Source organism: Limnohabitans sp. DCL3 (genome assembly GCF_048019295.1).
Classification (GTDB): Bacteria; Pseudomonadota; Gammaproteobacteria; order Burkholderiales; family Burkholderiaceae_C; genus Limnohabitans_A.
Map to the genome: position 1 here is coordinate 2,773,116 of NZ_CP171842.1, position 25,812 is coordinate 2,798,927.

Here is a 25,812-nt window from a genome sequence, read left to right on the forward strand (position 1 = left end):
GCCGGGAGTGGCGGCACAGTGTCTGATGGCGCTCAGGCGCGGCGCGCAAAACGCAGCCAGCGCCACCCCAGCAAACCGGCCAAGATGGCCGCATACACCAGCACCTCGACAAAATCCTGTTTGCCGGCCCGCATCCACCAAAAGTGCAGCACAGCGAGCACGGCCACCGCATAAACGGCTCGGTGCAGGCGTTGCCAGCGCTGGCCACCCAACCAGCGCACGGCCCCGTTAAATGACGTCGCGGCCAGCGCCAGCAACAGCACAAAGGCGCTGAAACCCAACCAGATGAAGGGGCGCTTGAAGAGGTCTTGCAGCGTGTCGGCGAAGTCAAAGCCCATGTCAAACCAGGCGTAGCACAGCAGGTGCAAACTGGCGTAGCCAAACACCAGCAAGCCCAGCATGCGCCGAAAACGCAACAGCTCTGGCCAACCCAGCCCAGTGCGCAAAGGGCTCACGACCAACACCACACACAGGCTGCGCAACGTCCAATCGCCCGTCGCACGGATCAGCGCTTCGGCGGGATTGGGGCCGAGCTGGTCTTGCAGGGTTTGCGCCAGCAACCAGAGCCCAGGCGTGCAACCGAGCACGAGCAAAGCCCACCAAGCGGCGGGGTGACGCAGTGCCGCTCTCATGCCTTCACAACGTCAGTCCGCAGCGCCATCAAAAGAATTTTTTCAGGTCCATGCCGGCGTAGAGCTGCCCCACCTGCGCCTCGTAGCCGTTGAACATGAGCGTTTTGCGCTTTTTGGCCAGCAAACCGTCTTCGCCAATGCGCCGCTCGGTGGCTTGACTCCAGCGAGGGTGGTCCACCGTCGGGTTCACGTTGGAGTAAAAACCGTACTCTTGCGGGGCGGCTTTTTCCCAGGACGAGACCGGCTGCTTGTCGGTGAAACGGATTTTGACCAGGCTCTTGCCGCTCTTGAACCCGTATTTCCAGGGCACCACCAAGCGCACAGGCGCACCGTTTTGCTTGGGCATGACTTCGCCGTACATGCCAAAGGCCAGAAGGGTCAAGGGGTGCAGGGCTTCGTCCAGACGCAAGGCCTCGACGTAGGGCCAATCCAAAGCCCCACCACGCACGCCCGGCATGGTTTTGGGGTCGGCTTGGGTCACGAACTCCACAAACTTGGCGCTCGGCAGCGGTTCAACGCGTCGGATCAGATCGGCCAGCGAGTAGCCAATCCAAGGAATCACCATCGACCACCCCTCCACGCAGCGCAGGCGGTAAATACGCTCCTCCATCGCGCCCCACTTCATCAGGTCTTCCAGGTTGACGCGGGCGGGTTTTTTCACCAACCCCTCGATGTCCACACTCCATGGGTCGGTTTTGAGGCTGTGGGCCCGTTTGGCCGGGTCAGCCTTGTCGGTGCCGAACTCATAAAAGTTGTTGTACGTCGTGGCATCTTTGTAAGGTGTGGCTTTGTCCATCACCATGGCACCCGCCAACTTGGAGGGCAGAGCAGACAGGGGCGGCAGTTGCCCGGGTCGGACCATTTGAGCTTGAGCATCGCGCAAACCCCAGGCGCTCAGGGCCAAGCCAGCAGAGCCTGTGGCCATGTAGCGAATGATGTCGCGCCGCGTCTGGTAAACCGACGCCGGGGTGATCTCGCTGCCCAAGGGGTGCTGAAAACCGAATTTGTCTGTGTGAATGATCATGCTGGACCTGGGCTGATGGCGGAAAATGCGATGGGGTATTTTGAACCGATTCCAAAACCCTCGCCCAATCGGTCTGTCCCTGAAGGAATACCCTGTCTATGCATCCTGCCATCGGCCTGCTGATTCAAGTGGTCATTGCCGTCCACATTGCCCTGCCCTTGGGCACCTGGCTGCTGCTGGCCGGCCGTCGCAACGAGGCCACGCGCTTGTGGTTCATGAGCATCTCGTTCTACAGCTTGTCGATTTGCGCCATCGCTTTGCGGCCCTGGGTGGCCGAATACCCGTCTACGATTTTGGCGTGGACAGGCGCTTGCGCCTCTTGGTTGATGATGGTGGAAGCGCTTCGCCGCGAGTTGGGGGCAAAGCCCAAGTCTTGGCCTGTCTTGATCGTCCCCGTCACGCTCTGGGTGATCTTGCTGCATGGGCTGCACGTCACCGGAAACATGACCCCCACTGGGGTGCTGGTTTACTCCTGCACATTCATTGCTCTGAACTTGGTCTTGTCGGCCCTGGTCTGGCAGCTGCGTCGCATCCACCGCAGCCGTAGCCTGTTGTTGATGCAGGTGGCTTTTGGCATCCATGCGAGTGCTTACTTGAACCGCTTGTACCAATACGCCTTGAGTGAGCATGCCGAGTATCTGAATGTTTTTTCATTTTCCTGGGTCGGCAACTTGGTGACTTTGTCATCGATCTTGGCCATGATCCTGATTTGCTTTGGCTATTGGGGCTTTTGCCTCGAGAGAACCAGCTCCGAATTCACCCATGCGCAGCAAGGCCAGCGCCTAGCCCAAGCCGAAAGTGACACCATGCGCAATTTGGTCAAGGAAAGGGACCAATTGTTGATGCTCAATGCCAGAGTGTCTTCCTTGAGCAGCTTGTCGTCTTTCTCCGCCATGTTGGTACACGACATCAGCCAACCCTTGCAGGCTTTGGAGTTGGGTTTGTACGACTTGCAAAATCAAATCACCCCCGCGCCTGAGCCGCAGCAGCTGCAAGCGCGCGTTGACAACCTGATGCTGCTGTCGGGCAAAGCCAGCGACATGGTCAGCAACCTGCGACGCTTGATGATCCGCGGACAAGACCAAATGGATGCCGTCCATCTGCAGGGTGCCATTGAAACCGTTTTCCCCATCTTGCAGGGTGAGGCCCAACAAAGGGGGATGACCCTTCGTTTGTCCTGCCAGTTGGCGCCGGGGTGTTGTGTCCAAGCCAACGAGGTCATGTTGCAGAGGATCGTCTTCAACCTGGTGTCCAACGCCATGGATGCCCTAGGCGACCCACAGACCCCGGCGCCAGAAGAGCCGAGCATCCACATTGAGCTGCTCTGGCGCCCAGCGGAGGACCAGGACTGGGTGGTGCTTCAAATCAGCGACAACGGTCCTGGATGGCCCGCCGATTTGCTGCAGCCCCTGCCCGGACCCGTGGTCTCCAGCAAAGCGCATGGCTCTGGCCTGGGCTTGTTGCTGACACAGAACATGGTACGGCTTTGGGGTGGCCAAACGACCCTGGACAACGCGCCCTCCCAGCGTGGCGCCATCGTGGCCCTTTGCTTGGTGCCCACCTCCCCCATGGCACCGCAGGCCTGAGCACGGGAGAAGGACTTCATGACACGTACATTGGGCTTGGTCCACGTGGTCGATGACAACGAGGACATTCGAAAAATGCTGGCCCTGGTTTTGGCGGGGCGTGGTTACACCGTGCAAACCCACGACAGTGGCGCCGCCTTTTTACAGGCACCCGCCACGCAGGCGCCGCATGTGATGCTTCTGGATGTGCGCATGCCAGGCATGAGTGGACTGGCGCTGCATGCACAGATGAAAGCCATGGGCAACACCATGCCGGTGGTGTTCATGAGTGGTGAGAGTCAGCCCCACGAAATCCAAGCGGTGAAAAACTCTGGCGCCGCTCAGTTTCTGTGGAAGCCATTCAACACGGCGGAGATGTTGTGCCTGATCGCCGAAGTTTTGGGGCAATCACCGCCAGCACCCCACAGCGTTTACAGCGTGCCGTAGCTGTGCAGGCCGCTCAAAAACATGTTCACCCCCAAGAACGCGAAGGTGGTGACGGCCAAGCCCATCAAGGCCCACCAAGCTGCCACCGTGCCGCGCAGGCCCTTCATCAGGCGCATGTGCAGCCAAGCGGCGTAGTTGAGCCAGACAATCAAAGCCCAAGTTTCTTTCGGGTCCCAGCTCCAATAGCCGCCCCAGGCTTCGGCCGCCCACAAAGCGCCCAGCACGGTCGCGATGGTGAAAAAGGCAAAACCGACGGCGATGGCTTTGTACATCACATCGTCCAGGATTTCGAATGACGGCAAGCGCTCGGCAATGCGACGACGACCGAACAGAATGGCGGCCACAATCAGCGCCGAGATGCCGAAATACACCATCCAATAGCCACTGCCCCCGTCGGTCGGCGACTTGCGGAACACCACGGGCTCAAAACACAACACAATGCCCAACAACCACAAGGGAGCGAGCTTGTACCAACGGGTCTCACCCGCCGTTTGTTTGATCAGGTAAGCAAAGGCCACCATGGCGGCCAAGGCAAAAGTGCCGTAACCGATGAAGTTGGCTGGCACATGGATCTTCATCCACCAGCTCTTGAGGGCAGGCACCAAAGGTTGGATGGCGTGCGCCTCGCGCACCAAGGTGTACCACAGCAAAAAGCCCACCGCCGCGCTCACCACCAGCATCACAAACGCACCCAAAGCGCGGGTTTTGTACTGTGCTTCGTAATACAAGTAGAACGCTGCCGTCATCCAGCAGAACATGATGAAGACTTCGTACAGATTGCTGACCGGGATGTGCCCAATATCAGGCCCCAACTGGTGGCTTTCGTACCAGCGCACCATCGTGCCGATCAAGGCCAAGCCCACCGCCACCCAAGCCATGCGCGAACCCAAAGACTCCATCGAATCACCTTGCCCGCGAACGAACATGCCCGCCCAGTAAAAGACGGTGCTGATGAAAAACAACAAACTCATCCACAAAATGGCCGACTGGCTGGACAAGAAATATTTGAGCAAAAACACCTGCTCAGAGCGCGCCAGATCACCTTGGTACAAGTAGATGGCCAAGAGCGACAAGCCTGCGACGACCAGCATCAAGGTGCGCAAGGGGCGCCAAAACCAAGCCAACCCAATGACGGCAGGCAGTGTGCAAACCAAAATGGCTTGCTCGTAGACATCCATGGCCTGCTGGTAACGGGTGAATGCGAACACCGTGCCCAACAGCGCAAGGATTGCAAAGCCCCAGTCCAAAGCCGAACGGCTTGAAAAATAGCCCGGGTTCAAGGTCACAGTCGTCATGGTGTTTTCTCGGAGCGGCCCAGCAAGCGGGCGGTCAGTTGTTCAAATTCACGGTCTACGTCCATGGTCTTGCGGTTGGACGACAAAGCCAAGGTTGCTTGCGCGCCCTCTCCCTGAGGTGAGAGCCAAACCCACAAGCGACGGTCCCGAACATACAGCATTGCAAAAATACCCAGGATCAAAAGGGCACAGCCCAGATAAACGATCGACTGGCCTGGGGCCCTGGCCACTTGGAACACGCTGGCTTGCACTTGCTTGAAATCTTTCAGCAGGAACGTCATGGGGGCGGAATAAAGCGGCGCATCGGACAAGGCCAGCACCGCTTGCGACATGAAGCCCTGAATTTTGTCTTCGGGCAAAGGTTTGGCGGCGGCCTGCTCGCGGGCCACCGTGTCCAACTCGAGCAAAGTGCCGTTCAGGATGCGCACAAACATCTCACCCGCACGGGCGCGTTCGGCCTCGGGGACATTCGCTTCCAAAAAGTCGGCCAAGGCCTGTAAGCCCGCCACTTTTTTGCCTTTGACCTCCTCTTGGCCGGCAAACAAGCCCAGGGCCCGATCTGCTGAATCGGCCAGTTGCTGGGTCAGTTCGGGGCGCTGCGGGTCCACCGCCTTGCGGGCGTAGCGCTGCACCGCACGCTCACGCAGCACGGGTGTTTCCAGGGCCGCACGCAAGCGGATGAAGCCGGTCAACTCGCCGTTTTCATCCGCTGGAGGGCGCAAGTAGCGGTAAGGCTCACTGGGCGTATCACGCATACCCAACAAAAACACCGGCACACCGTCGCCGGCATCCACGGGCAACATGTAGTTGTTGTACTCACGGGCCTGCCCTGCCGCATCGCGCAGCTTGTAGCTCACGCTGGGGCCGACGTTGTGCAGGTTTTTGGTCTGGGTGGTTTTGTGACCCGCCCCCATGCGCGCTTCCAGCGAGCTGCGCAAATCGACCTTGCGCACGTCCACGCCTGTGGCTTGAGGACCCTCGCCACCGGAGAGGTTTTCCACGTTGATGACGCGCAGCCCGGTGAACTCCAAACTTATTTTTTCGCTGCCATTGGTGAGCTCGGTGCTGCCGCCAATGGTGCCTTCCACCTCGAACGACTTGGTGGCTGCGGACATCGGCACAGCCTGGAGTTTGACACTCGAGCCGCCGTCGTCAAAGCTGGACTGGTAAATGTTGATGCCTTTGAAACTGGCCGGATGGTTCACCTCCACTCGGGCTTCTTTTTTCTCGCCCGTGGCTTTGTCGTGGATGATGATGTCACTGGCAAACAGCTTGGGCATGCCGGTCGAGTAGTACTCGACAATGAACTTTTTGAGCTCAATCACAAAAGGCAGCTCTTGCAACAAGATGCCATTGGACTGGTTCAAGATGGCCGTGCCAGAGGCCGTGTCTTCGGCCACCAGGAGGTTGCCCCGAAAAGCCGGGTTGCGCTCCGACAGTCGGTGCTGGGCGGGCACATCGGCGATCAGGCCACCGCCGTTGTAAATTTCTTTGCCGCCAAACCACATCTGGGCGCGCACCATCAGGTCACCATCGAGCAAACCGCCCACGCACACCAGCACGATGGCCGAGTGCGCCGCGATGTAACCGATTTTGTTGGCTGCACCCGCTTTGGCTGCCAGCATCCAACCCTTGCCTGCAGGGGTGTCGCGCTCTTGCAGCTTGACTTTCCAACCACCTGTGGCCAGCAGTGCGCCCAGGCGTTGGGCGGCCACCTCGGGCAACTCAGCCAAGTGCCCTTCGGCCTTGTGGTGAAAGGCCTTGAGGCTTTGTTCGCGGATGTTTTCCTTGTAATTCTTCAGGTCCACCAAAATCTTGGGCGCGTTGCGGGCAATGCACAAACTGGTGCTGAGCACCAAGAAAGCCAAAATCAGCAAAAACCACCAAGCGCTGTAGACGGTGTTGAGTTTGAGGGTGGTGAACAACTCGGCCCAAAATGGGCCAAACTGGTTGACGTAATTGACGCTGGGTTCGTTTTGCTTGAGCACCGTGCCGATGACGGAGGCGATGCAGATGATCGTCAACAGCGAAATGGCGAAACGCATGGACGACAGCAATTCGATCACCGCCTGCCCTCGGGGCGAGCCGCGCTCGGATTCATGGCGGGAAGCAACAGTCGTCATGGGGTGCTCAGGAAAGAAGCCCAACAGGCCGTGGGACAGGAAAATGACAAGGAAAGCCCCGGCAAAAACAGTCAAGGCCGGGAAAACCGGCCTTGGATCAAGTCATATCAGCCGATGCTGAATTGTGCCGCAGGGGCGTGTGCTTGGCCTTAAAACCCCCTTAAACGGACAGGGCAAACCCCAGCACGTCAAAGCGGCCCGGCTTGGTTTCAGCGCAAACCAGCGATGTAGTCGGAGACGGCTTTGATTTCGCGGTCATTCATCTTGGCTGCAACTTGGGTCATCTGCAGGTTGTTCTTGCGAACGCCATCACGGAACTGCACCAACTGAGAAGCGGTGTAGTCGGCGTGCTGACCCGACAAACGGGGGTACTGCGAAGGCATGCCCGCACCGTTGGGCGAGTGGCAGCTGGCGCAAGCGGCAATTTGACGGTCAGGAATGCCGCCACGGTAAATCCGCTCACCCAAAGCCACGGTGTCTTTTTCTTTGGCAAAGCCAGGCTTGGCTTGCTTGGAAGCCAGCCAATAAGAGATATTGCGCATGTCATCATCGCTCAGGCCTGCCACCATGCCGCTCATCACGGCGTTGGCACGTTTGCCGGACTTGAACTCTTGCAGCTGCTTGATCAGGTATTCAGGGTGCTGCTGAGACAGTTTGGGGTTGACCGGTGTGGTCGAATTGCCGTCGGCGGCGTGGCACGCGACGCACATGGCAAAGGAAGCTTCACCTTTGGCCAAATCGGGCTTGGCTGCGGCGGGGGCCGGGCCTGCCGCCAGTGCCGAACCCAACATGAAAACAGACGTGGTAGCGGCCAAAGTGGCGGACTTCAGGAGAGAAACAATTGACTTCATGGTCGTCGTCCAATAGTTGGAAGAAGGAGGCGCAAAACCCAAGGATTCTACAATGAGGTCTGCGTCAGTTTCCTGACGACCCAAGGTATCCCCGATTTATGAGCTCCCGCCCCCCCGTTCGTGCGTCTGCAAGCCGCAAAGTCACTCAGCCCGCCGCGCCGATCGCCAGCCCCAGGGCCGCTTCAGTGGCGACAGCGCCGACCGCCCCGGCATCGTCCGCCCGGCCTGCAGGCCCATCAGCCGCCCAGTCCTCCAGCGTGCCGGCTGTCGTCACCCCCATGGGCTGGATGCACACCGCCCGCTTTTTGACCACCGCTGCACAGCTGCACCATCTGCCCGCCATGGACACCCCGGAGATCGCCTTTGTCGGCCGCTCCAACGCGGGCAAATCCACGTGCATCAACACCTTGACGCAAAAGAAGCAATTGGCTTTTGCCTCCAAAAAGCCAGGGCGCACCCAGCACATCAACCTGTTTGCACTGGGCAAGCAAGGCGTGACCGATGCGGTGCTGGCCGACTTGCCCGGCTATGGCTACGCCGCGGTGGCCAAAATGGACAAACTGCGTTGGCAGCAAGTCATGGCCAACTACTTGGTCAGCCGTGACAACTTAACGGGCATTGTCATGATGTGCGACCCGCGACACGGCCTGACGGAGCTGGACGACATCTTGCTGGAAGTGATCCGCCCACGGGTCGAAGAAGGCTTGAAGTTCTTGATCATTTTGACCAAGGCGGACAAGCTCACCCGCGCTGAACAGGCCAAAGCTTTGTCGATTGCGCGACTGCAAGCGGGCGGCGGCGAGGTGAAACTCTTTTCGGCCTTGAAAAAACAAGGCGTGGACGAGGTGGCCCAACTGCTGTGGGACTGGACCCACCCCGCTGCAGGCACTTTGCCGGCCGCCCCGCCCACCGAACCCATCGAAGACGAACCCGAAGCCCTGGACGAGTGAACCACGCGCAGGGCCTCGTTGAACCCGAAAGCCCACGCCTTTGAACACCGACATCCAGACCTGGCAGCAAGACCTGCCCCATGGCATCACCTTGAGCTGCCGAGCCAGTGGCGAAACCGGTCGCCCGGTGCTGCTGTTTTTGCATGGCTTTCCAGAGGGCGCTTGGGTTTGGGACCCGTTGTTGCGGCATTTCTCTTTGCCCGAAAACGGTGCTTACCGCTGTGTGGCACCCAATCTGCGCGGCTATGAGCGCTCGAGCGCACCCGAAGACGTCAAAGCCTACCGCGCCAAACACCTGGTGCAAGACATCTTGGCCCTGATCGATGCCGTATGTGGCCCCCAAGCGTTGGCCGCGCTGGTGGCCCACGATTGGGGAGGCGCCGTGGCGTGGAACTTGGCCAACCAACACCCCGAACGGCTTCGCCAGTTGATCATCATCAACTCACCACACCCGGGCCCATTGCTCCAGGCCCTGCAACACGACCCGGCACAGCAAGCGGCCAGCGCTTACATGAATTTTCTGGTGCAACCCGAGGCCGCAGCGCTGCTGGCGGCCAACGACTTCGAGCGCTTATTGGGTTTCTTGACCGGTGAAGACACCTCACTCATGTCGCTCACGGCCGCGCCAGACACGGCACCAAGGCCTGATTGGCTCACCACCGAGGTCCAAGGGAAATACCGAGAGGTCTGGCAACACGGCTTACAGGGTGGACTCAACTATTACCGAGCTTCGCCTTTGCGCCCCGCCACGGCCAGCGATCCTGGGGCCAGCGCCATCCAAATCCCCAAGGAAGCCTTGCGCATCGATGTGCCCACCTTGTTGCTGTGGGCGCTCGACGATGTGGCACTCTTGCCCTGCCTGACCGAGGGACTGGATGTGCACATCGCCCAACTCAAACGGGTCTCCATTGAGAAAGCCACCCACTGGGTGGTGCATGAACAGCCCCAGCGGGTGATGGCGGAAATCCGTGACTTTCTTCCCCAACCCTGATGTGCAGCAGCAGCCGAGCGCCTGCCCGGCGCCCAGTTCTCAATAAAAACCAGGCTCCCCCTCAGGACGGGTCTTGAACCGTTTGTGCACCCAGTAATACTGCTCGGGCATGGTGCGCACCCAGTCGGCCAGCAAGCGGTTGACCCGGGCGGTGTCCTCCACCACGTCGTTGCTTGGGAAGTCCGCCAATGGGGCATGGACTTCGATGTCATAGCCCTCGGGCGTCATGCGTGTGACGACAGGCACCACCCGCGCACCCACCACCTTGGACAGGCGAGACAAAGAAGGCACGGTTGCGGCTTGCTCAACCCCCATGAAAGGCACAAAAATGGATTCGCTGCGGCCAAAATCCATGTCCGCAGACAGGTGCAAGGGCTCGCCTTTTTTCATGCCCGCCAAAATTTGACGCATGCCTTGGTGACGGAAATAGGGCCTGACATTGCCCGAACGCTCCCGCCCTTGGCGAACCCAAGCTTCAACGGCTGGGCGCGATTGCGCCGAAAAAATGAACGCCACAGGACCCGGCACCTCCAAAGAGACGGCCATCCCACCAGCGTCCAGTCCCACAAAATGGGGGGCAAAAATGACCAAGGGGCCAGGCGCTTTCAAGGCGTCCAAATCGCCCACCCAGCGCAAGCGTTGGCGCACCGTCGTCTCGGGGGCGTGCCAAAGCCACGCACGGTCCATGACCGACTGGCCAAAAGCCACAAAGTGGCGGTAAGCCAAGTCATTGCGCTGCGCCTCAGGCCACTCGGGCAAGCACTTGTGCAGGTTCACTTGCACAATGCGGCGGCGCGCGATGGCTGCATGCCACAGCACCCAGCCCAAAGCGGTTCCTGCCACGCGCACCCATGTCAGCGGCAAGCGCGCAAACAAACGCAAACAGGCTATCAACAATTTGACCATGGTGTGGTTCCGCTCAAGCCTGCCGGGGGTTCTTGTAACGGGCGTAGCCCCAGATGTACTGGGATGGGCACTGCAAAATCAGCGCCTCCATGGCTTGGTTGATCTGCACCACCGCCGTGTCCAGATCCTCAGAAAGTGCATGGCCAAGCGCTTGGGTGTGCAGGCGGTAGCCGCGCCCCCAAGGCAAACGCTCACCCCAAATCAACACCACGCGGGCTCCGGTTTGCAGTGCCAAACGGGCCGCCAAAGTCATGGTGTAGGCCGATTGCCCAAAAAATGGCGCCCACTGGCCCATGCCTTCTGGCGGCACCTGATCCGGCAGCAGACCCACGGCCCGGCCAGAACGCAAGGCTTTGATCATTTGGCGGACTCCGGCCAAGTTGGTTGGCACCGCTTCCAAACCCGGGCGCTGTCGCGCCAAGGCCATGACCTCGCCCAAACCGGCATGACGGGCGGGTCGGTAGAGCACCGTCAATGGACCGTGCACAGGTGAAAAACGCATGGCCAAAGCTTGGGCCGTGATCTCAAAACACCCCATGTGGGGCGTCAAAAACAACACGCCTTGGCCGCTGTCATACGCCTCAATGGCCGCGCGGTCATTCACCCAATCCAGGGGTGGCGTCTGGCCCAGCCACAAACGCGGCAACTCGGCCGACATGCGCCCAGCATGGCCAACGGCCCGAAACACCGTGCCCCAGCCCAATCCAGCCAGACGCACATTCTTCAAAAAGCGGCTTCGGTAACGCCCCGAAAAACACCAAGCCAGCCAACCGCCCAAGCTGCCCAGCGCATGCAATGCCCACAGGGGCCAACGGGAAAAAAACAAAAACCATCTCAACATGGGGGGTGATTTTGCACTGAAGACCTGGGAAGCTGCCAAAAAGAAGGGCCCTTGGGCACAGATCAATTTCTCGCAGGAAAAAAAAGGGGGCTCTTGAAATGGCCAGAATTGCCCGTATCATTAGCACTCGAAGGAGATGAGTGCTAACAATGCCCTCCCCCTCAGATTTCAGTGGCACCTTGGGTGCTGGTGTTTTTCAACCCTTGTTTCAAATTCAGGAGATTCCATGAAACTGCGTCCTTTGGGCGATCGCGTGATCGTCAAGCGTATCGAAAGCGAAACCAAAACAGCCTCGGGCATCGTGATCCCCGACTCGGCTGCAGAAAAGCCCGATCAAGGTGAAGTCTTGGCCGTCGGCCCTGGCAAAACCAATGACAAAGGCGAGACCAAAGCCCTGAGCGTCAAAGTCGGCGACCGCGTGTTGTTCGGCAAGTACAGCGGCCAGACCGTCAAAGTCGGCGGCGATGAGCTGTTGGTCATGAAAGAAGAAGACCTGTTCGCAGTGGTCGAGTGATTTGCGGGACAGACCGACAGACGCGCGAAGCGCCCTGTCTCTCTGTCCTCAACCAATTAATCTGAATTTAGGAGCTTAAAAATGGCAGCAAAAGACGTAATTTTCGGCGGCGAAGCCCGCGCACGCATGGTTGAAGGCGTGAACATTTTGGCCAACGCGGTCAAAGTGACTCTGGGCCCAAAGGGTCGCAACGTGGTTCTGGAGCGCTCTTTCGGCGCCCCTACCGTGACCAAGGACGGTGTGTCCGTGGCCAAGGAAATCGAACTCAAAGACAAGCTGCAAAACATGGGCGCGCAGATGGTCAAGGAAGTCGCTTCCAAGACTTCTGACAACGCAGGTGACGGTACCACAACGGCCACCGTGTTGGCCCAAGCCATCGTGCGCGAAGGCATGAAGTACGTGGCCGCCGGCATGAACCCGATGGACCTGAAGCGCGGCATCGACAAAGCGGTCGCCGCTTTGATCGAAGAGCTGAAGAAAGCCACCAAGGCCACCACCACCACCAAAGAAATCGCCCAAGTCGGCTCGATCTCTGCCAACAGCGACCACAGCATCGGCGACATCATCGCCAAGGCCATGGACAAAGTGGGCAAAGAAGGCGTGATCACCGTCGAAGACGGCAAGTCTTTGGACAACGAACTCGACATCGTTGAAGGCATGCAGTTTGACCGCGGCTACCTGTCGCCCTACTTCATCAACAACCCCGAAAAGCAAGCTGCTTTGCTGGACAACCCCTTCGTGTTGTTGTTCGACAAGAAGATCAGCAACATCCGCGATCTGCTGCCTACCCTGGAAGCCGTGGCCAAAGCGGGCCGTCCTTTGTTGATCATTGCCGAAGAAGTTGAAGGCGAAGCCTTGGCAACTCTGGTGGTGAACACCATCCGTGGCATCTTGAAGGTTGTGGCGGTCAAGGCCCCAGGCTTTGGTGACCGTCGCAAAGCCATGTTGGAAGACATCGCCATCTTGACCGGCGGCAAAGTGATCGCTGAAGAAGTCGGCCTGACCCTCGAAAAAGTGACTTTGGCTGACCTCGGCCAAGCCAAGCGTATCGAAGTGGGCAAAGAAAACACCATCATCATCGACGGTGCTGGTGCGGCCATCGACATCGAAGCCCGCGTCAAGCAAGTGCGTGTGCAGATCGAAGAAGCCACTTCCGACTACGACCGCGAAAAGCTGCAAGAGCGCGTGGCCAAGTTGGCTGGCGGTGTGGCCGTGATCAAGGTCGGCGCTGCCACCGAAGTCGAAATGAAAGAAAAGAAAGCCCGCGTGGAAGACGCCCTGCACGCCACCCGCGCTGCAGTAGAAGAAGGCATCGTGGCTGGCGGCGGCGTGGCTTTGCTGCGTGCCCGTCAAGCGGCTGGCGTCATCCAAGGCGACAACGCTGACCAAGACGCCGGCATCAAGCTGGTGCTCAAAGCCATCGAAGCGCCTTTGCGCGAAATCGTTTACAACGCTGGTGGCGAGCCATCGGTGGTGGTGAACGCAGTGATGGCCGGCAAGGGCAACTACGGCTTCAACGCCGCCAACGACACCTACGGCGACATGATCGAAATGGGCATCTTGGACCCCACCAAAGTGACCCGCACGGCTTTGCAAAACGCAGCGTCTGTGGCCTCTTTGATGTTGACCACCGAGTGCATGATCTCCGAAGCCCCGAAGGACGAGTCCGGCGCTGGCGGCGGCGGCATGCCTGACATGGGCGGCATGGGTGGCATGGGCGGCATGGGCATGTAAATGCAATGCTGTCTGGCCTGAGGGTTTGCGTCCTCACCCAGCCACAAACAAAGCCCCACAAGGTTTGCGCCTTGTGGGGCTTTTTTCATGGGCGGCAGAACAAGGTTACAAAGCCGCAGCCTCGATCTTCACCACCCAATATGCACCGTTTTCCTGCACCGCCTGAAAGCGCACTTTCTGCCCGACTTGCAAGGCATCGAGCTGCCCAGGTTCTTTCACCTGAAACACCATGCTCATGGGTGGCATGTCCAGATTTTGAATGTCGCCGTGTTTCAGGGCAACTTTGCGTGCAGCCTTGTCAATGCGCCGCACTTCGCCCATGGCCCAAGGCAGGGTGCTGGAGTTTCCGCTCACGCGTTGCAGACTGTCACGTTGCGCCATCCGGCGCAGCCCAGGGTAGTGATGGAAGCTTTTGCTGCTGCCGTCTTGTTGCACCAACAGGACGTCGTAGGCATCCTTGCGGCCCTTGTACTCGGGGCCATCCATGCCGGGGCTGCCAATGGGCATGCCGGGCACCGAGAGACCCAAGGCAACAGGCCGCTCTTTGAGCAGACGTTGGATGTCCACAGCGGGCACATGGCCCTCGATGACGTAACCGCCCACGGTAGCGGTGTGGCAGGATCCGAGGCGCTCGGGCATGCCCAAACGCTTGCGGGCGGCGGTGTTGCCCACGTCCCGCACCTCGACCTTGAAGCCACTGGCCTGCAGGTGTTCCACCCACAATTGGCAGCAGCCGCAGTGGGGGTCTTTCCAGACTTGCACCGTGGTGGCTTGCGCCAAGGCGGTGCGCTCAAACCCGATGAGCGCCAACGCAGCCGCTGCCGCCAAGCACTTGCGCCGAGCCAGGGTCTTCAGCGTGGAATTTTTCATGGCGTGACCTCCTTACTTCACGGTGATGCGGCCGATCATGCCCGCTTCAAAATGGCCCGGAATCAGGCAGGCAAATTCAAACCGGCCTGTGCGGTTGAAGGTCCAGACGATGGTGCCTTTTTTGCCGGGATCGACATGGGCCATGTAGGGCTCGTCGTGTTCCATACCGGGGTGTTTTTTCATCATCTCGGCGTGCGCCTTGAGCTCTTGTGGGGTGCCGATCACGATCTCGTGCAGCGTCTTGCCCGCGTTCACCGCCACCAGGCGCACAGTCTCGCCCAGCTTGACCTGAATGTCCTTGGGCGCAAAACGCATGTCGTCGGTCATGCGGATCTCGATGGTGCGTTGGACCTTGTTCGGATCGCCGGCAATGCCCCAGTCTTTTTGCTCGGCAGGAGCAGTCGATGGGGCGTGGTGGTTTTGGTGGGCAGCGGGCGAATGGGCGTGCACAGCAGCCAGGGTCAGCAGGCCCATGGTCAGCAGCAGGGTGTGGATGGCGATGTTCATGAAAAGTCCTTGTCCGTGGTTTGAGCGGTGACAGCCCCTGTGAGAAGGCGCTGCGCAATCCAGTCAGTGGTGTTTGTGGTTCTCGGGTTTACGCACGTTGCCAGCAGGGGAGGCAGCCGGCTTGGAGGGCTCACCCGTCGGACGCGATGCGGATACGGCCTGACCGGTGTGTTCGTAAGCCTGCGTGCCCGGTGGCTGCTTGTAATCGCCCGGGTCGCTGTAGTCGCCCGGCTTTTGCTCGGCCCGCACCTTGAGTGTGGTGAACATGCCCCCCATCTCGATGGGGCCATAGGGCCCGGTGCCGGACATCATCGGGAAGGTGTTCTCGGGCAACTCCATTTCCATCTCGCCCATGTCGGCCATGCCGCGTTCACCCATGACCATGTAGTCGGGAATGAGCCGCTGGATTTTCTGCACCAGTCCCCGGTGGTCCACACCAATCATGGTGGGCACATCGTGCCCCATGGCGCCCATGGTGTGGTGGCTCTTGTGGCAGTGCATGGCCCAGTCACCGGGCTCATCGGCAATGAACTCCAACTGCCGCATTTGGCCGACTGCCACGTCGGTCGTCACCTCTGGCCAACGGGCCGTTTTGGGCACGGGGCCGCCATCGGTGCCGGTGACTTCAAATTCGATGCCGTGGATGTGGATGGGGTGGTTGGTCATGGTCAGGTTGCCCACACGCACCCGCACCCGGTCGTTCAGCCGGGCCACCAGCGGGCTGATGCCCGGAAAAACCCGGCTGTTCCAGCTCCAGATGTTCTGGTCCAGCATGGTGTTGACGTTGGGGGTTTTGGCCCCCGGGGTGACGTCGTATGCACTCAACAAAAAGGCGTAATCGCGGTCCACCTCGGCAATCAGTGGGTGTTGGCCCTTGGGGTGGGTGATCCACAGACCCATCATGCCCATGGCCATTTGGGTCATCTCGTCGGCGTGTGGGTGGTACATGAACGTGCCGGGCCGGCGGGCCACAAACTCGTACACAAAGGTCTTGCCCACGGGTATCTGTTTTTGGTTCAGACCGCCCACGCCATCCATGCCGTTGGGCAAGCGCTGGCCGTGCCAGTGGATGGTGGTGTGCTCGGGCAATTGGTTGGTGACGAAGATGCGCACCTTGTCCCCTTCAACCACCTCGATGGTGGGGCCTGGGCTTTGGCCGTTGTAGCCCCACATGTTGACGACAAAGCCTGCGGCCATCTCGCGCACCACCGGCTCGGCCACCAGGTGGAACTCTTTGACGCCGTCCTTCATGCGAAACGGCAAGGTCCACCCGTTCAAAGTGACCACCGGGTTGTAAGGCCGTCCGGCGCCAGTCACGCCCGGTGGGGTCCAAGGCGGGGCGGTGTCGGGACGGGTCTGAATGACGGGTTCTGGCAAAGCGGCCAGTGCACTTCGGCTGACGGCGCTGGTGACCACTGCGGCCCCTGCGACGGTGCCCGCAGCGGCGACGGCTCTTTGGAAAAAATCTCGGCGTTGCATGGTCAGTGTCCTGGGGTGCGGGTGTTGGAGGGGCTGGTGGATTCAGATGCGCTGGCGCTGTCCGCATAGGGCAAGCCCGCCAGCACAGCCATCAGGTCGGCATGGGCCAACCAGCGCTGGCGCTGCGCCTGCAAAGCGGCGTCCACGCTGTCAATGCGCGTACGAACGCTGGCCAAGAGGTCCCAGGTGCTTTTGAGCATGCCGTTGTAACGCAGCAGGGTTTCTTGCGAGAGTTCGGTGTGCAGGCGCAGCACTTGGGCCTGGGTTTGCTGCGCCGCTTGGCTGGCCACCCGCAAAGCGTTCACGGCCATCTGCACATCGGCACGCACCTGCCGCGCCAGCCGGTCGGCCTGCAGCCGCGCTTGCCAAGCGTTTTCAAAGGCGTGGCCCCAGGTCATCGTGCGGGGGTCCCACATGGGCGGCTCCTGCCCAGCCAACGCTTCCAGGGCTTTTTGCGCCGCCTGCAGATCTTGCGCACCCAAGCCAAGGCCTGCTGCGAGGCGACGGGCATGCAAGTCTTCCAATGGCCAGCGCACATGGGCCTGCAGTGCCTGCGTCTGCAGGGCGTCCAGCGCCTCGGGGCTGAGCTCGGCCTGCACATCAACAGAGGACAGCGCCGGCAACTCCACTGGCAGGTGCAAGGGCAACTGCTGTGCCAGCGCCTGCGCGGTCATGCCCGCACCGATCCGTTGCCACAAAGCCTGCAGGGCGCGATCGGCCTGCAGTTGCGCTCTGTCAGCGCGTGCGCTCGCGTCCCAGAGCGCCAGTTCTTGCTCTATCTGACGGGCACGGCTCCAGTTGCCCACTTGAGCCATGCGCTGGCCCAACTCAGCTCCGGCTTGTGCCACGGCCAAAACATCACGGTTGTGCACCACCGACTGACGCGCCACCACCGCATTGACCCAAAGCTTTTGCACAGCCCATTGCACAGCCGCGATTTGCTGGCGCACGGAGGCCACCTCGGCGGCACTCATGCCAGGCTTGAGCCACAGCGCGTCATCCTGCAAGGCCAACCGGCGGGCACGCACCAGTGTCAGCTGCCCGGCATCGGGATGCGCGGAAGGCTCCGTCATCTGCGGCAAATTCTTTTGCTCCCAACGCAACAAGTCCACATGGCCACGTGGGAACTGTCCCACAGCCCGGTTGGCGTGCTGCCAACTGGGACTGGACGGGCTTGGCATGGCCAATGGCGCAGCGGTTGATGGGATGCCGGGCCGTGTCCCATGCTCAGGGGCAGAAGGCGGCGTGCCTGCGCCCTGGGTCTGCGACCAGACGGCAGGCCAAGCGCTGGCCAAGAGCACCACGCCCACGGCACCCAGCCTGGCAGCGCGATTCAAAAGGGGGATCATGTCAATCTCCTGGAACGAACGAATACAGCAGCCACCCACCTTGGCAATGGGCAGACGCACCTGTGGCGTGAAGTTCAGGAGATGGGGGGCTTGGTCAGCGGCGCAGAGAAGCGGGCCATGTTGACCCATGCTGCGTTGATGGGCAGTGGATGGGTCTGGACAAGGGGCAGTTGCAAAGGCCACTGCGCCAGATTCAAACCTTGGTGACAGACGCCACACAATTGGCAATGGTCATCCTGGCAATCGTCGGCTTGGGCAGCCACATGGTGCAGCCCAAGCGCAGCGCCAGCGGGGTCCAGGGGCATGGCGATGGCCCCGTGACAGTCAGGGGCAGCAGCAGCGTCGCTGTGCTGCAAAGCGCTGGCTGCTGGCGGCCCATCGCGGTCGTGCAAACCGCTTTCTGGCAAGGGCATCCATGCACCCGCCCACAGCCGCAGGGGCATGAGGCAGAGCAAAAAGCATAAGAAACAACGGCGCATTTTCAAATCATAACGCCCGGCCCTTCTCCCACGCCCGCACCCTCGATGAAACACCTCACCGGATTTGGTCAATCAAGGCCGCTGTCGATGCATCCAAGCCCTTGGAATCGCCCGACAACATCCGCGCATGGATGTCTTTGGCCAACACCTTGCCCAGCTCCACACCCCATTGGTCAAAGCTGTTGATGCCCCAAACAGCACCACTCACAAACACGCGGTGCTCTTGCAAGGCGATCAGCGCGCCCAAACTGGCGGGGGTGAGTTCATCCAGCAGCAAAAAGGTGCTGGGTCGGTTACCGGGGAAGTGCTTGTGCCCCCCCTCATCGGACTTGCCCACCATGAGCGCCTGGGCCTGTGCAATCACATTGGCCAGCAACAAGGCGTGGTGGTCTTGGAGGCTGTGCGTGGGCTTTTTGACCGCGATGAATTCCAGCGGCACCACGTCGCTGCCCTGGTGCAGCATCTGGAAATATGCATGCTGGCCGTTCGTGCCCGGCTCACCCCACAGCACGGGTGAAGTGCCGTACGGCAAGGCATGCCCATTGCGGTCCACACGCTTGCCGTTGCTCTCCATCTCCAACTGCTGCAAATATGCAGGCAAGCGGCGCAAAGCACTGTGGTAAGGCGCAATGGAGCGGTTGGTGAACTTCAAAAAGTTGCGGTACCAGACGTCCAACAAACCCAGACGCACTGGCAAATTGGCCGCCAGCGGCGCGGTTTGAAAGTGCCGGTCCATCGCGTGCGCACCGGCCAGCAAATCTTTGAAACCCTGCGCGCCGATGGCGATGGCCACGGGCAGGCCAATGGCCGACCACATCGAATAGCGACCTCCGACCCAATCCCAAAAACCGAAGGTGGTGCGGATGCCCATCTCGGCCGCAGCCACCACGTTGGTGGTCAGCGCCGCAAAATGGCGGGCCACATCTTGTCCCCCTTGCGCCTGGAACCAGGCCTGCGCTGAGCGGGCGTTGGTCATGGTCTCGATGGTGGTGAAGGTTTTGGAGGCGATCAAGAACAGCGTGTTCTGCGCCTTCAGCCCCTTCAACACGCCCGCCAATTCATGCCCGTCCACGTTAGAGACAAAGTGAAAGCGCTTGCCCGGCATCACAAAGTCCTGCAGCGCCAGCACCGCCATCTGAGGACCCAGATCGGAGCCGCCAATGCCGATGTTCACCACATCGGTGATCTGCGCGTCGGCCCGGACGGTTTCGGCATAGGCCAGCATGGGCTGCAGCGTGGCGTGCACCAGCGCCAGCGGCTCGGCCAAAGCCCCCCCCAAAGAGCCTTCGGGTTGGCGCAGCAGCCAATGCATCACCGCGCGGTCTTCGGTGTTGTTGATGCGCTCTCCCCGGAACATGGCGTCGCGGTGCGCACTCAGACCCGTTTGTTGCGCCAAATCGAGCAGCAAGGCCTCAGTGGCGACATCCACATGGTTTTTGGACAGGTCGGCAAAGACATGTGGGGCGTTCTGGCTCAGGCGCTGGACCCGACTGGTGTCTTGTGCAAAGGCCACTCGCACATCAAAGCCCTGGGCTTCGTGAGCATGGGCCGTCAAGGCCTTCCAGGCCGGAGTTTGGTCGCAACGCATGCCTCAGGCCTTCTTCATCAAATCTTCGAGCTTGATCGCATCGGCACAGAACGCACGGATGCCCTCGGCCAACTTTTCCGTGGCCATGGCGTCGTCGTTCAAGGCCAGGCGGAACGAGGCTTCGTCATAGGCGACAGCAGGCAAGTCCATGGATTGGGCTGCGGCGGCGTCCAGCGCCAAACCCAAAGGCGCATCGCTGGCAGCGAGCTGGGCCAGCAACTCGGGGCTGATGGTGAGCAAATCACAACCGGCCAGTGCCGTGATCTGGCCGATGTTGCGGAACGACGCGCCCATCACCTCGGTGGCAATGCCGTGTTGCTTGTAATGGTTGAAGATCGCCCGCACCGACTGCACGCCAGGGTCGTTCGCGCCCGACATGGCCGCTTCGTCCCAAGCGGCGCCTGCGGACTTTTTGTACCAGTCGTAAATGCGGCCCACAAAGGGCGAAATCAGTTGCACCTGGGCTTGGCCACAGGCCACGGCTTGGCAGAACGCGAACAGCAGCGTCAAATTGCAGCGGATGCCTTCGCGCTCGAGCTCGGCCGCGGCCTGGATGCCTTCCCAGGTCGAGGCGATTTTGATCAGCACACGCTCGCGGGCAATGCCTTGCGCCTCGTAGAGCGCCATGATGCGCCGCGCCCGCGCCACGGTCGCGGCGGTGTCAAAGCTCAAACGCGCATCGACTTCGGTCGATACGCGACCCGGAATGGTGTTCAGAATCTCGCAGCCAAAACGAACCAGCAGATGGTCCATCACCACATCCAAGGGCTGACCCCGGTGCGCGGCCACGGCCTCGGCCAGCAAGGGCGCGTATTCGGGTTTTTGGACCGCCTTCAAGATCAAGGACGGGTTGGTCGTCGCGTCTTGCGGCTGGAACTGGGCCAATTGCTTGAAGTCGCCGGTGTCGGCGACCACGGTGGTGAATTGTTTGAGAGCGTCGAGTTGGTTCATGGTGTTTTTTTGAAAAGTCACTTGAATTATCGGTGAAACAAAGTTACATTACAAATCAATTTTTCATGTAACTCAAGAACATCATGGCTTTTGATTTGGTTTTCTTCGGCGGCACGGGCGATTTGGTCTGGCGCAAACTCATGCCCGCCCTGTTCCAGGCTTACCGTCACGACACCTTGCCCGAAGGGGGCCGCATCATCGGCGTGGGCCGTGATGACATGACGGATGCGCAATACCGCCAACAAATCCAGTCTCGCTTTGACCAAGTGGACGGCGACAAGCGGCCCAACAGCGAGGAGTTCGCCCGCTTTGCCAGCATGCTGTGCTATGTGCGCATGGACCTGTCCAAGCCCGAGGCCTATGCCGCTTTGGCCAGTCGCTTGGCCGAGCGCGAGACCGACAACGTGGTGATGTATCTGTCCACCGCACCCAGCCTGTTCACCACCGTGTGTGAGCAACTGGCCGCCCATGGTTTGAACACCCCCAAGACGCGCATCGTGTTGGAAAAACCACTCGGTCACGACCTGGCCTCCAACCGCGCCATCAACTTGGCGGTGGGACAAGTCTTCAAAGAGCAGCAAATTTTTCGCATCGATCACTACCTGGGCAAGCCCGCGGTGCAGAACCTGTTTGCCATGCGCTTTGGCAACGCCCTGTTTGAGCCCCTGTGGCGGCGCGAGCACATCGCCAACATCCAGATCACCATGGCCGAAGAGCTGGGTGTGGAAAAACGCGGCGGCTTCTACGAAACCACCGGCGCGCTGCGCGACATGGTGCAAAACCACGCCTTGCAGCTGCTGTGCGCCATCGCCATGGAGCCGCCCATCAACGCCCACGCCGATGCCATTCGCGATGAAAAACTCAAAGTGCTGCGCGCTTTAAAGCGCTGGACACCCGAGACGCTGAGCCAGCACGTCATCCGCGGCCAGTACAGCGCCGGCAATGTGTTCGGACACGCCGTACCCGGCTACCGTGAAGAGACAGGCGTGAGCCCCAGCAGCAGCACCGAAACCTTTGTGGCCCTGCGCACCGAGATCGCCAACTGGCGCTGGGCCGGTGTGCCGTTTTACATCCGCACCGGCAAACGCATGGCCTCGCGCGAAGCGCACATCCAGGTCAATTTCCGCAAAACGCCGCACGAAATCTTCAAAAGCCCCTTGGGCCAAGCCAACAAACTGGTCATCCACTTGCAACCCAAAGACGGGCTGGAGCTGCACCTGTTCGCCCAGGGCCAAAGCAAACGCGGCGATGGCAGCAGTGGTGCGACACTGAGCCCAGTGCACCTGGATTTGGACTTTGACAAACGTTTTGGCAGCCAGCGCGTGGGCGCCTACGAGCGCTTGCTGCTGGATGTGCTGGACGGCCGTCTGAATCTGTTCGTGCGCAGCGACGAACAAGAAGAAGCCTGGCGTTGGGTTGAGCCCATCTTGCAGCACTGGAAGAACGACACCACCGGCCCTCGCCCCTACGCGGCAGGCACGTGGGGCCCCAGCGCATCGAGCGCCATGATCGCGCGCGACGGCTTTTGCTGGTCCGAAGAAATTTAAACCGAAAGACACCCCATGCTCGACCGAATCAAAGCCTCTTTGCCCTCCCTGGCCCCGGCCGAGCAACGCGTGGGCAAACTGGTGCTGGCGGACCCCAGGGCCTTTGCCAATTTGCCGGTGACGGAACTGGCCGACCGCTCGCATGTGAGCAAGCCCACCGTGGTGCGTTTTTGCCGCAGCATGGGCTACGACGGCCTGTCCGACTTCAAGCTCAAACTGGCCGGCAGCGTGAGCGAGGGCGTGCCCTTCATCCACCGCAGTGTGGATGTGGACGACAAGACCAGCGACATTGCGGTCAAAGTGATCGACAACACGGTCGCTGCATTTTTAAAATACCGCAACGACGCCAGCTCCTTTGCCCTGGAACACGCGGCCCAAGCCTTGGCTGCCACGCAAACCACGGGACGCCGCATCGAGTTTTACGGCGTGGGCAACTCCGGCATCGTGGCGCAAGACGCGCAGCACAAATTCTTTCGCCTGGGCGTGAACGCCATCGCTTACAGCGATGGCCACATGCAAGTGATGAGCGCCTCCATGCTCAAACCGGGCGATTGCGCGGTGATCATCTCCAACTCGGGGCGCACCCGCGACCTGATGGACGCTTGTGACATCGCCAAAAAGCAGGGGGCAACGACCATCGTCATCACCGCCAGCGGCTCGCCCCTGGCCAGTGCCGGACACATCCACCTGACCGCCGATCACCCCGAGGGTTACGACAAATACAGCCCCATGGTCTCGCGCCTGCTGCACCTGCTCATCATCGACATCTTGGCCACGACAGTGGCCCTGCGCATCGGCGAAGCGCTGCAAACCGGTCTGCGCGACATGAAAAACAACCTGCGCAGCAAGCGTTACACCTGAAGAGAAGGGCTCATCTGGGGGCGGCTCACGAGCGAGCGCCAGGATGCGCGGGCTCGCAGGGGGATGGCCTTGGGCTCAAGCAGCGGCCCATTGCAAGCGAATGACCATGCCGCGGCCATGGGCCACAGGGCTTTGCAAGCTCAGCTCAGCCCCATGCTGGCTGGCGATTTCCTTCACGATGGCCAGCCCCAGACCACTGCCATTCACACCCGGTGGTGCAGCGCGGTAAAAGCGCTCAAACACATGGGCCTGGTGCTCGGGGGCAATGCCCGGGCCATCGTCTTCCACTTCCAGCCAACGCTGCCCCACCCGCACAGTGATGTGTGTGCCCACCGGGCCGTGGTGAATGGCGTTGTCGATCAGGTTGCTCAGCGCCTCGTGCAACAACAGGTCGACCCCTTGGACCTCGCATTGCGCCACTTGCATCTCCAGGCCCAAGTCATCACCGCACTGGTGCGCGCGCATTAAATGCTCTTGCGTGACCCGCCGGGCCAAATCCACCAGGTCCACGCGCTCGGGGCTGTGCATTTCTCGGGCATGCTCCACCCGCGTCATGGCCAGCAGCTGCTCGGTCAAACGCACCGCATCGTTGGTGGTTTGGCGGGCAGCGGCCATCAAGGCTTGGGCTTGCTCAGGCTCGGCGTTGCGCTGGGCCAAAGCGAGCTGGGTTTTGAGCGCGGTCAGCGGGGTGCGCAGCTGGTGCGCTGCGTTGTCCAGAAAGCGTTTTCGAATGGCAATCAAGCGGCCCAAGCGGTCCAAATAACTGTTGAGCGTCTCGATCAAGGGGCGCAGTTCGCGGGGCAAATCCGGTGGCTGGATGGGCGAGAAGTCGTCGTCCGCTTTGTGGGCCAGTTGCTGGCGAAAGGCTTCCAGCGGGCGAATGCCACGTTGCACGCCCCAGACGACCAACAAAGCTGCGGCCAACAGCAGCAAAGCCTGGCTGCCCAAGGTGTCCCACAAGATGCGTTCGATCAGCTGCTGGCGCGCCTCCATGGTCTCGGCCACCGTGATTTTGACCAAGGACTCCCGGTGCCCGGGCGCAGGCACACTGGCCACAGCGTCCAACACATGCGTCAGCTGCGCCAGGCGCACGGGCTGGCCCAGGTATTGGCCGTCATCAAACTGCACCAGTGCAAAAAACTTCACCGACGACTGGACGCGGGCCGGCACATCGGGCAAGGCCGTCACGCCCGCCAGCCACTGGCCATCGGTTGTGTTGATCTTGTAAAACAGGCGCGAGCCGGTGTGGTTTTCAAACAAATAACCCGCCGCCTTGGTCACATCCAGCTGCAGGCGACCCTCACGCCATTCCAACTCCTCGGCCAGCGTGCGGGCCGCCAAATACAAGGAGCGATCATAGGCTTCATTGGCGGCCTGCACCGCGTTGCCATAACCCACCCAAGCGTTCAGGCCAATCAAAGCCGCCAAAGGCAACAAAATCCAGCTGAGCAAACGCCTGCGCAAGGACATGGCCGAGCGCGACCAACGCCTCGGAAAAGCGCTCACTGGTGCGCGCCCTCAGGCGGCGCCACAGGCTGGGTCAGCATGTACCCCATGCCGCGAAAGGTGGTGATCGCCACATCCGCCAAAGCGCCGGAGGCTGTCGCGGCCGATTCGAGTTTTTTGCGCAATCGGTAAATCAGCACCTCCACCGCATCCAGCCCGGCCGACTCGTCCGCAAACACCGCCGCGTGCAACTGCTCTTTGCTCACAGTGCGCTGGGGTGAGGCCAACAACACGCGCAAAGCCGCCGCCTCGCGCTGGGTCAGCGCCAGCGGCTGTCCGCGCCATTGCACCTCATGGGTGTCGGTCTGCATCTCCAAGGGGCCCCAGCGCAAGGCGGTGGATTTGCTGCGCCCTTGTCGGCGCATCAAGACCTGCAAACGGGCTTCGAGCTCGCTCAGGTCAAAAGGCTTGGGCAAATAATCATCGGCCCCCATGTTCAGGCCCAGCACCCGGTCGGGCACGCTGGCGCGCGCCGTCAAAATCAGCACCGGCACCGCATCCCCTCGCCCCCGCAGGGCTTGCAACACGCTCAGGCCGTCTTGTCCGGGCAGCTGCAAATCGAGCAGCACCGCATCAAAGCCATGATGCGGTTGAAGACACTGGTCTGCCGCATGGCCATCGGTCGCAAACACCACCTGCATGCCGCCCTGGCGCAAAGCGGTGCCCAACCACAAGGCGATGTCGGGCGTGTCTTCCACCAACAAAATTCGGGGGCTCATGGCGGGTTTGAGGGTAATTACTGAAAGGAATTGACAGCTGTTTGACAGTTTGGCGGTCCGCAGCGCACCAAAATCACATCCTC

24 protein-coding genes are annotated in these 25,812 nt (G+C 60.6%); 8 read left to right on the forward strand and 16 right to left on the reverse strand.

Features of this window, described 5'->3' with window-relative positions; genetic code table 11:
- Positions 1-32: 32 nt before the first annotated feature.
- Positions 33-632 (reverse strand): sulfite oxidase heme-binding subunit YedZ, encoded by a 600-nt coding sequence (locus ACHEXK_RS12460; RefSeq protein WP_416546634.1) that lies wholly within the window; start codon positions 630-632, stop codon positions 33-35.
- A 28-nt stretch (positions 633-660) separates the two neighbouring features.
- Positions 661-1,656 carry a protein-methionine-sulfoxide reductase catalytic subunit MsrP gene (gene msrP / locus ACHEXK_RS12465; protein WP_416546636.1) on the reverse strand — a complete coding sequence of 332 codons (996 nt, stop codon included), beginning with the start codon at positions 1,654-1,656 and terminating at the stop codon, positions 661-663.
- A 98-nt stretch (positions 1,657-1,754) separates the two neighbouring features.
- Here msrP and ACHEXK_RS12470 point away from each other — a divergent pair, with 98 nt between their 5' ends.
- Positions 1,755-3,242 carry a sensor histidine kinase gene (locus tag ACHEXK_RS12470; protein ID WP_416546638.1) on the forward strand — a complete coding sequence of 496 codons (1,488 nt, stop codon included), beginning with the start codon at positions 1,755-1,757 and terminating at the stop codon, positions 3,240-3,242.
- Positions 3,243-3,260: 18 nt separating this feature from the next.
- Complete coding sequence (locus tag ACHEXK_RS12475; RefSeq protein ID WP_416546640.1) at positions 3,261-3,668, forward strand: response regulator transcription factor; 408 nt, start codon at positions 3,261-3,263, stop codon at positions 3,666-3,668.
- On the opposite strand, the gene ccsB is transcribed toward ACHEXK_RS12475, so the two are convergent.
- The 3 genes from ccsB to ACHEXK_RS12490 all read right to left on the reverse strand — a co-directional run bounded on the left by ccsB (position 3,653) and on the right by ACHEXK_RS12490 (position 7,937).
- Entirely contained in the window at positions 3,653-4,963 is a 1,311-nt protein-coding gene (ccsB, locus tag ACHEXK_RS12480) for a c-type cytochrome biogenesis protein CcsB (RefSeq protein ID WP_416546642.1), read from the reverse strand. The two genes, ACHEXK_RS12475 and ccsB, sit on opposite strands and share 16 nt — an antisense overlap.
- Positions 4,960-7,086, reverse strand: a complete 2,127-nt coding sequence (locus ACHEXK_RS12485) for a cytochrome c biogenesis protein ResB (protein WP_416546644.1) — start codon at positions 7,084-7,086, stop codon at positions 4,960-4,962. Before ACHEXK_RS12485 ends, ccsB begins: the two co-directional genes overlap by 4 nt.
- A 209-nt stretch (positions 7,087-7,295) precedes the next feature.
- Entirely contained in the window at positions 7,296-7,937 is a 642-nt protein-coding gene (locus tag ACHEXK_RS12490) for a c-type cytochrome (protein WP_416546646.1), read from the reverse strand.
- A 278-nt stretch (positions 7,938-8,215) separates the two neighbouring features.
- On the opposite strand from ACHEXK_RS12490, the gene yihA reads away from it, so the two are divergent.
- A complete protein-coding gene (gene yihA / locus ACHEXK_RS12495; protein WP_416548943.1) occupies positions 8,216-8,887 on the forward strand; it encodes a ribosome biogenesis GTP-binding protein YihA/YsxC in 672 nt (223 codons plus the stop codon).
- A 40-nt stretch (positions 8,888-8,927) separates the two neighbouring features.
- On the forward strand, positions 8,928-9,878 hold the full coding sequence (locus ACHEXK_RS12500; protein WP_416546648.1) for an alpha/beta fold hydrolase: 951 nt from the start codon (positions 8,928-8,930) through the stop codon (positions 9,876-9,878).
- 39 nt (positions 9,879-9,917) lie between these two features.
- Here the strand turns inward: ACHEXK_RS12500 and ACHEXK_RS12505 are convergent, their stop codons facing one another.
- On the reverse strand, positions 9,918-10,784 hold the full coding sequence (locus ACHEXK_RS12505) for a lipid A biosynthesis acyltransferase (protein ID WP_416546650.1): 867 nt from the start codon (positions 10,782-10,784) through the stop codon (positions 9,918-9,920).
- Positions 10,785-10,797: 13 nt separating this feature from the next.
- Positions 10,798-11,625: a lysophospholipid acyltransferase family protein gene (locus tag ACHEXK_RS12510; RefSeq protein WP_416546652.1), complete on the reverse strand. Its 828-nt coding sequence runs from the start codon at positions 11,623-11,625 to the stop codon at positions 10,798-10,800.
- A gap of 226 nt (positions 11,626-11,851) precedes the next feature.
- On the opposite strand from ACHEXK_RS12510, the gene groES reads away from it, so the two are divergent.
- Together groES and groL are read left to right on the forward strand one after the other, a co-directional pair.
- On the forward strand, positions 11,852-12,139 hold the full coding sequence (groES, locus tag ACHEXK_RS12515; protein ID WP_019426307.1) for a co-chaperone GroES: 288 nt from the start codon (positions 11,852-11,854) through the stop codon (positions 12,137-12,139).
- 81 nt (positions 12,140-12,220) lie between these two features.
- Positions 12,221-13,873, forward strand: a complete 1,653-nt coding sequence (groL, locus tag ACHEXK_RS12520) for a chaperonin GroEL (protein WP_416546654.1) — start codon at positions 12,221-12,223, stop codon at positions 13,871-13,873.
- Positions 13,874-13,978: 105 nt separating this feature from the next.
- Here groL and ACHEXK_RS12525 read toward each other — a convergent pair whose 3' ends face one another.
- From ACHEXK_RS12525 to tal, 7 genes are all read right to left on the reverse strand, one after another.
- Entirely contained in the window at positions 13,979-14,743 is a 765-nt protein-coding gene (locus ACHEXK_RS12525) for a DUF411 domain-containing protein (RefSeq protein ID WP_416546656.1), read from the reverse strand.
- Between the two features lie 12 nt (positions 14,744-14,755).
- On the reverse strand, positions 14,756-15,250 hold the full coding sequence (locus ACHEXK_RS12530) for a cupredoxin domain-containing protein (protein ID WP_416546657.1): 495 nt from the start codon (positions 15,248-15,250) through the stop codon (positions 14,756-14,758).
- 63 nt (positions 15,251-15,313) lie between these two features.
- Positions 15,314-16,729, reverse strand: a complete 1,416-nt coding sequence (locus ACHEXK_RS12535; RefSeq protein WP_416546658.1) for a multicopper oxidase family protein — start codon at positions 16,727-16,729, stop codon at positions 15,314-15,316.
- A gap of 2 nt (positions 16,730-16,731) precedes the next feature.
- Positions 16,732-18,078: a hypothetical protein gene (locus tag ACHEXK_RS12540; protein WP_416546659.1), complete on the reverse strand. Its 1,347-nt coding sequence runs from the start codon at positions 18,076-18,078 to the stop codon at positions 16,732-16,734.
- A 74-nt stretch (positions 18,079-18,152) separates the two neighbouring features.
- Complete coding sequence (locus ACHEXK_RS12545) at positions 18,153-18,491, reverse strand: hypothetical protein (protein ID WP_416546660.1); 339 nt, start codon at positions 18,489-18,491, stop codon at positions 18,153-18,155.
- Between the two features lie 121 nt (positions 18,492-18,612).
- Entirely contained in the window at positions 18,613-20,145 is a 1,533-nt protein-coding gene (pgi, locus tag ACHEXK_RS12550) for a glucose-6-phosphate isomerase (protein WP_416546661.1), read from the reverse strand.
- A gap of 3 nt (positions 20,146-20,148) precedes the next feature.
- The gene (tal, locus tag ACHEXK_RS12555) at positions 20,149-21,096 is read right to left on the reverse strand and encodes a transaldolase (RefSeq protein ID WP_416546662.1); all 948 of its coding nucleotides are present in this window, start codon (positions 21,094-21,096) and stop codon (positions 20,149-20,151) included.
- A gap of 83 nt (positions 21,097-21,179) precedes the next feature.
- On the opposite strand from tal, the gene zwf reads away from it, so the two are divergent.
- Both zwf and ACHEXK_RS12565 read left to right on the forward strand, forming a co-directional pair.
- The gene (zwf, locus tag ACHEXK_RS12560; protein ID WP_416546663.1) at positions 21,180-22,643 is read left to right on the forward strand and encodes a glucose-6-phosphate dehydrogenase; all 1,464 of its coding nucleotides are present in this window, start codon (positions 21,180-21,182) and stop codon (positions 22,641-22,643) included.
- Between the two features lie 15 nt (positions 22,644-22,658).
- On the forward strand, positions 22,659-23,504 hold the full coding sequence (locus tag ACHEXK_RS12565; protein ID WP_416546664.1) for a MurR/RpiR family transcriptional regulator: 846 nt from the start codon (positions 22,659-22,661) through the stop codon (positions 23,502-23,504).
- Positions 23,505-23,579: 75 nt separating this feature from the next.
- On the opposite strand, the gene ACHEXK_RS12570 is transcribed toward ACHEXK_RS12565, so the two are convergent.
- Positions 23,580-25,010, reverse strand: a complete 1,431-nt coding sequence (locus tag ACHEXK_RS12570) for a sensor histidine kinase (protein ID WP_416546665.1) — start codon at positions 25,008-25,010, stop codon at positions 23,580-23,582.
- Positions 25,007-25,729, reverse strand: a complete 723-nt coding sequence (locus ACHEXK_RS12575; protein ID WP_416546666.1) for a response regulator transcription factor — start codon at positions 25,727-25,729, stop codon at positions 25,007-25,009. Before ACHEXK_RS12575 ends, ACHEXK_RS12570 begins: the two co-directional genes overlap by 4 nt.
- Positions 25,730-25,812: the final 83 nt, after the last annotated feature.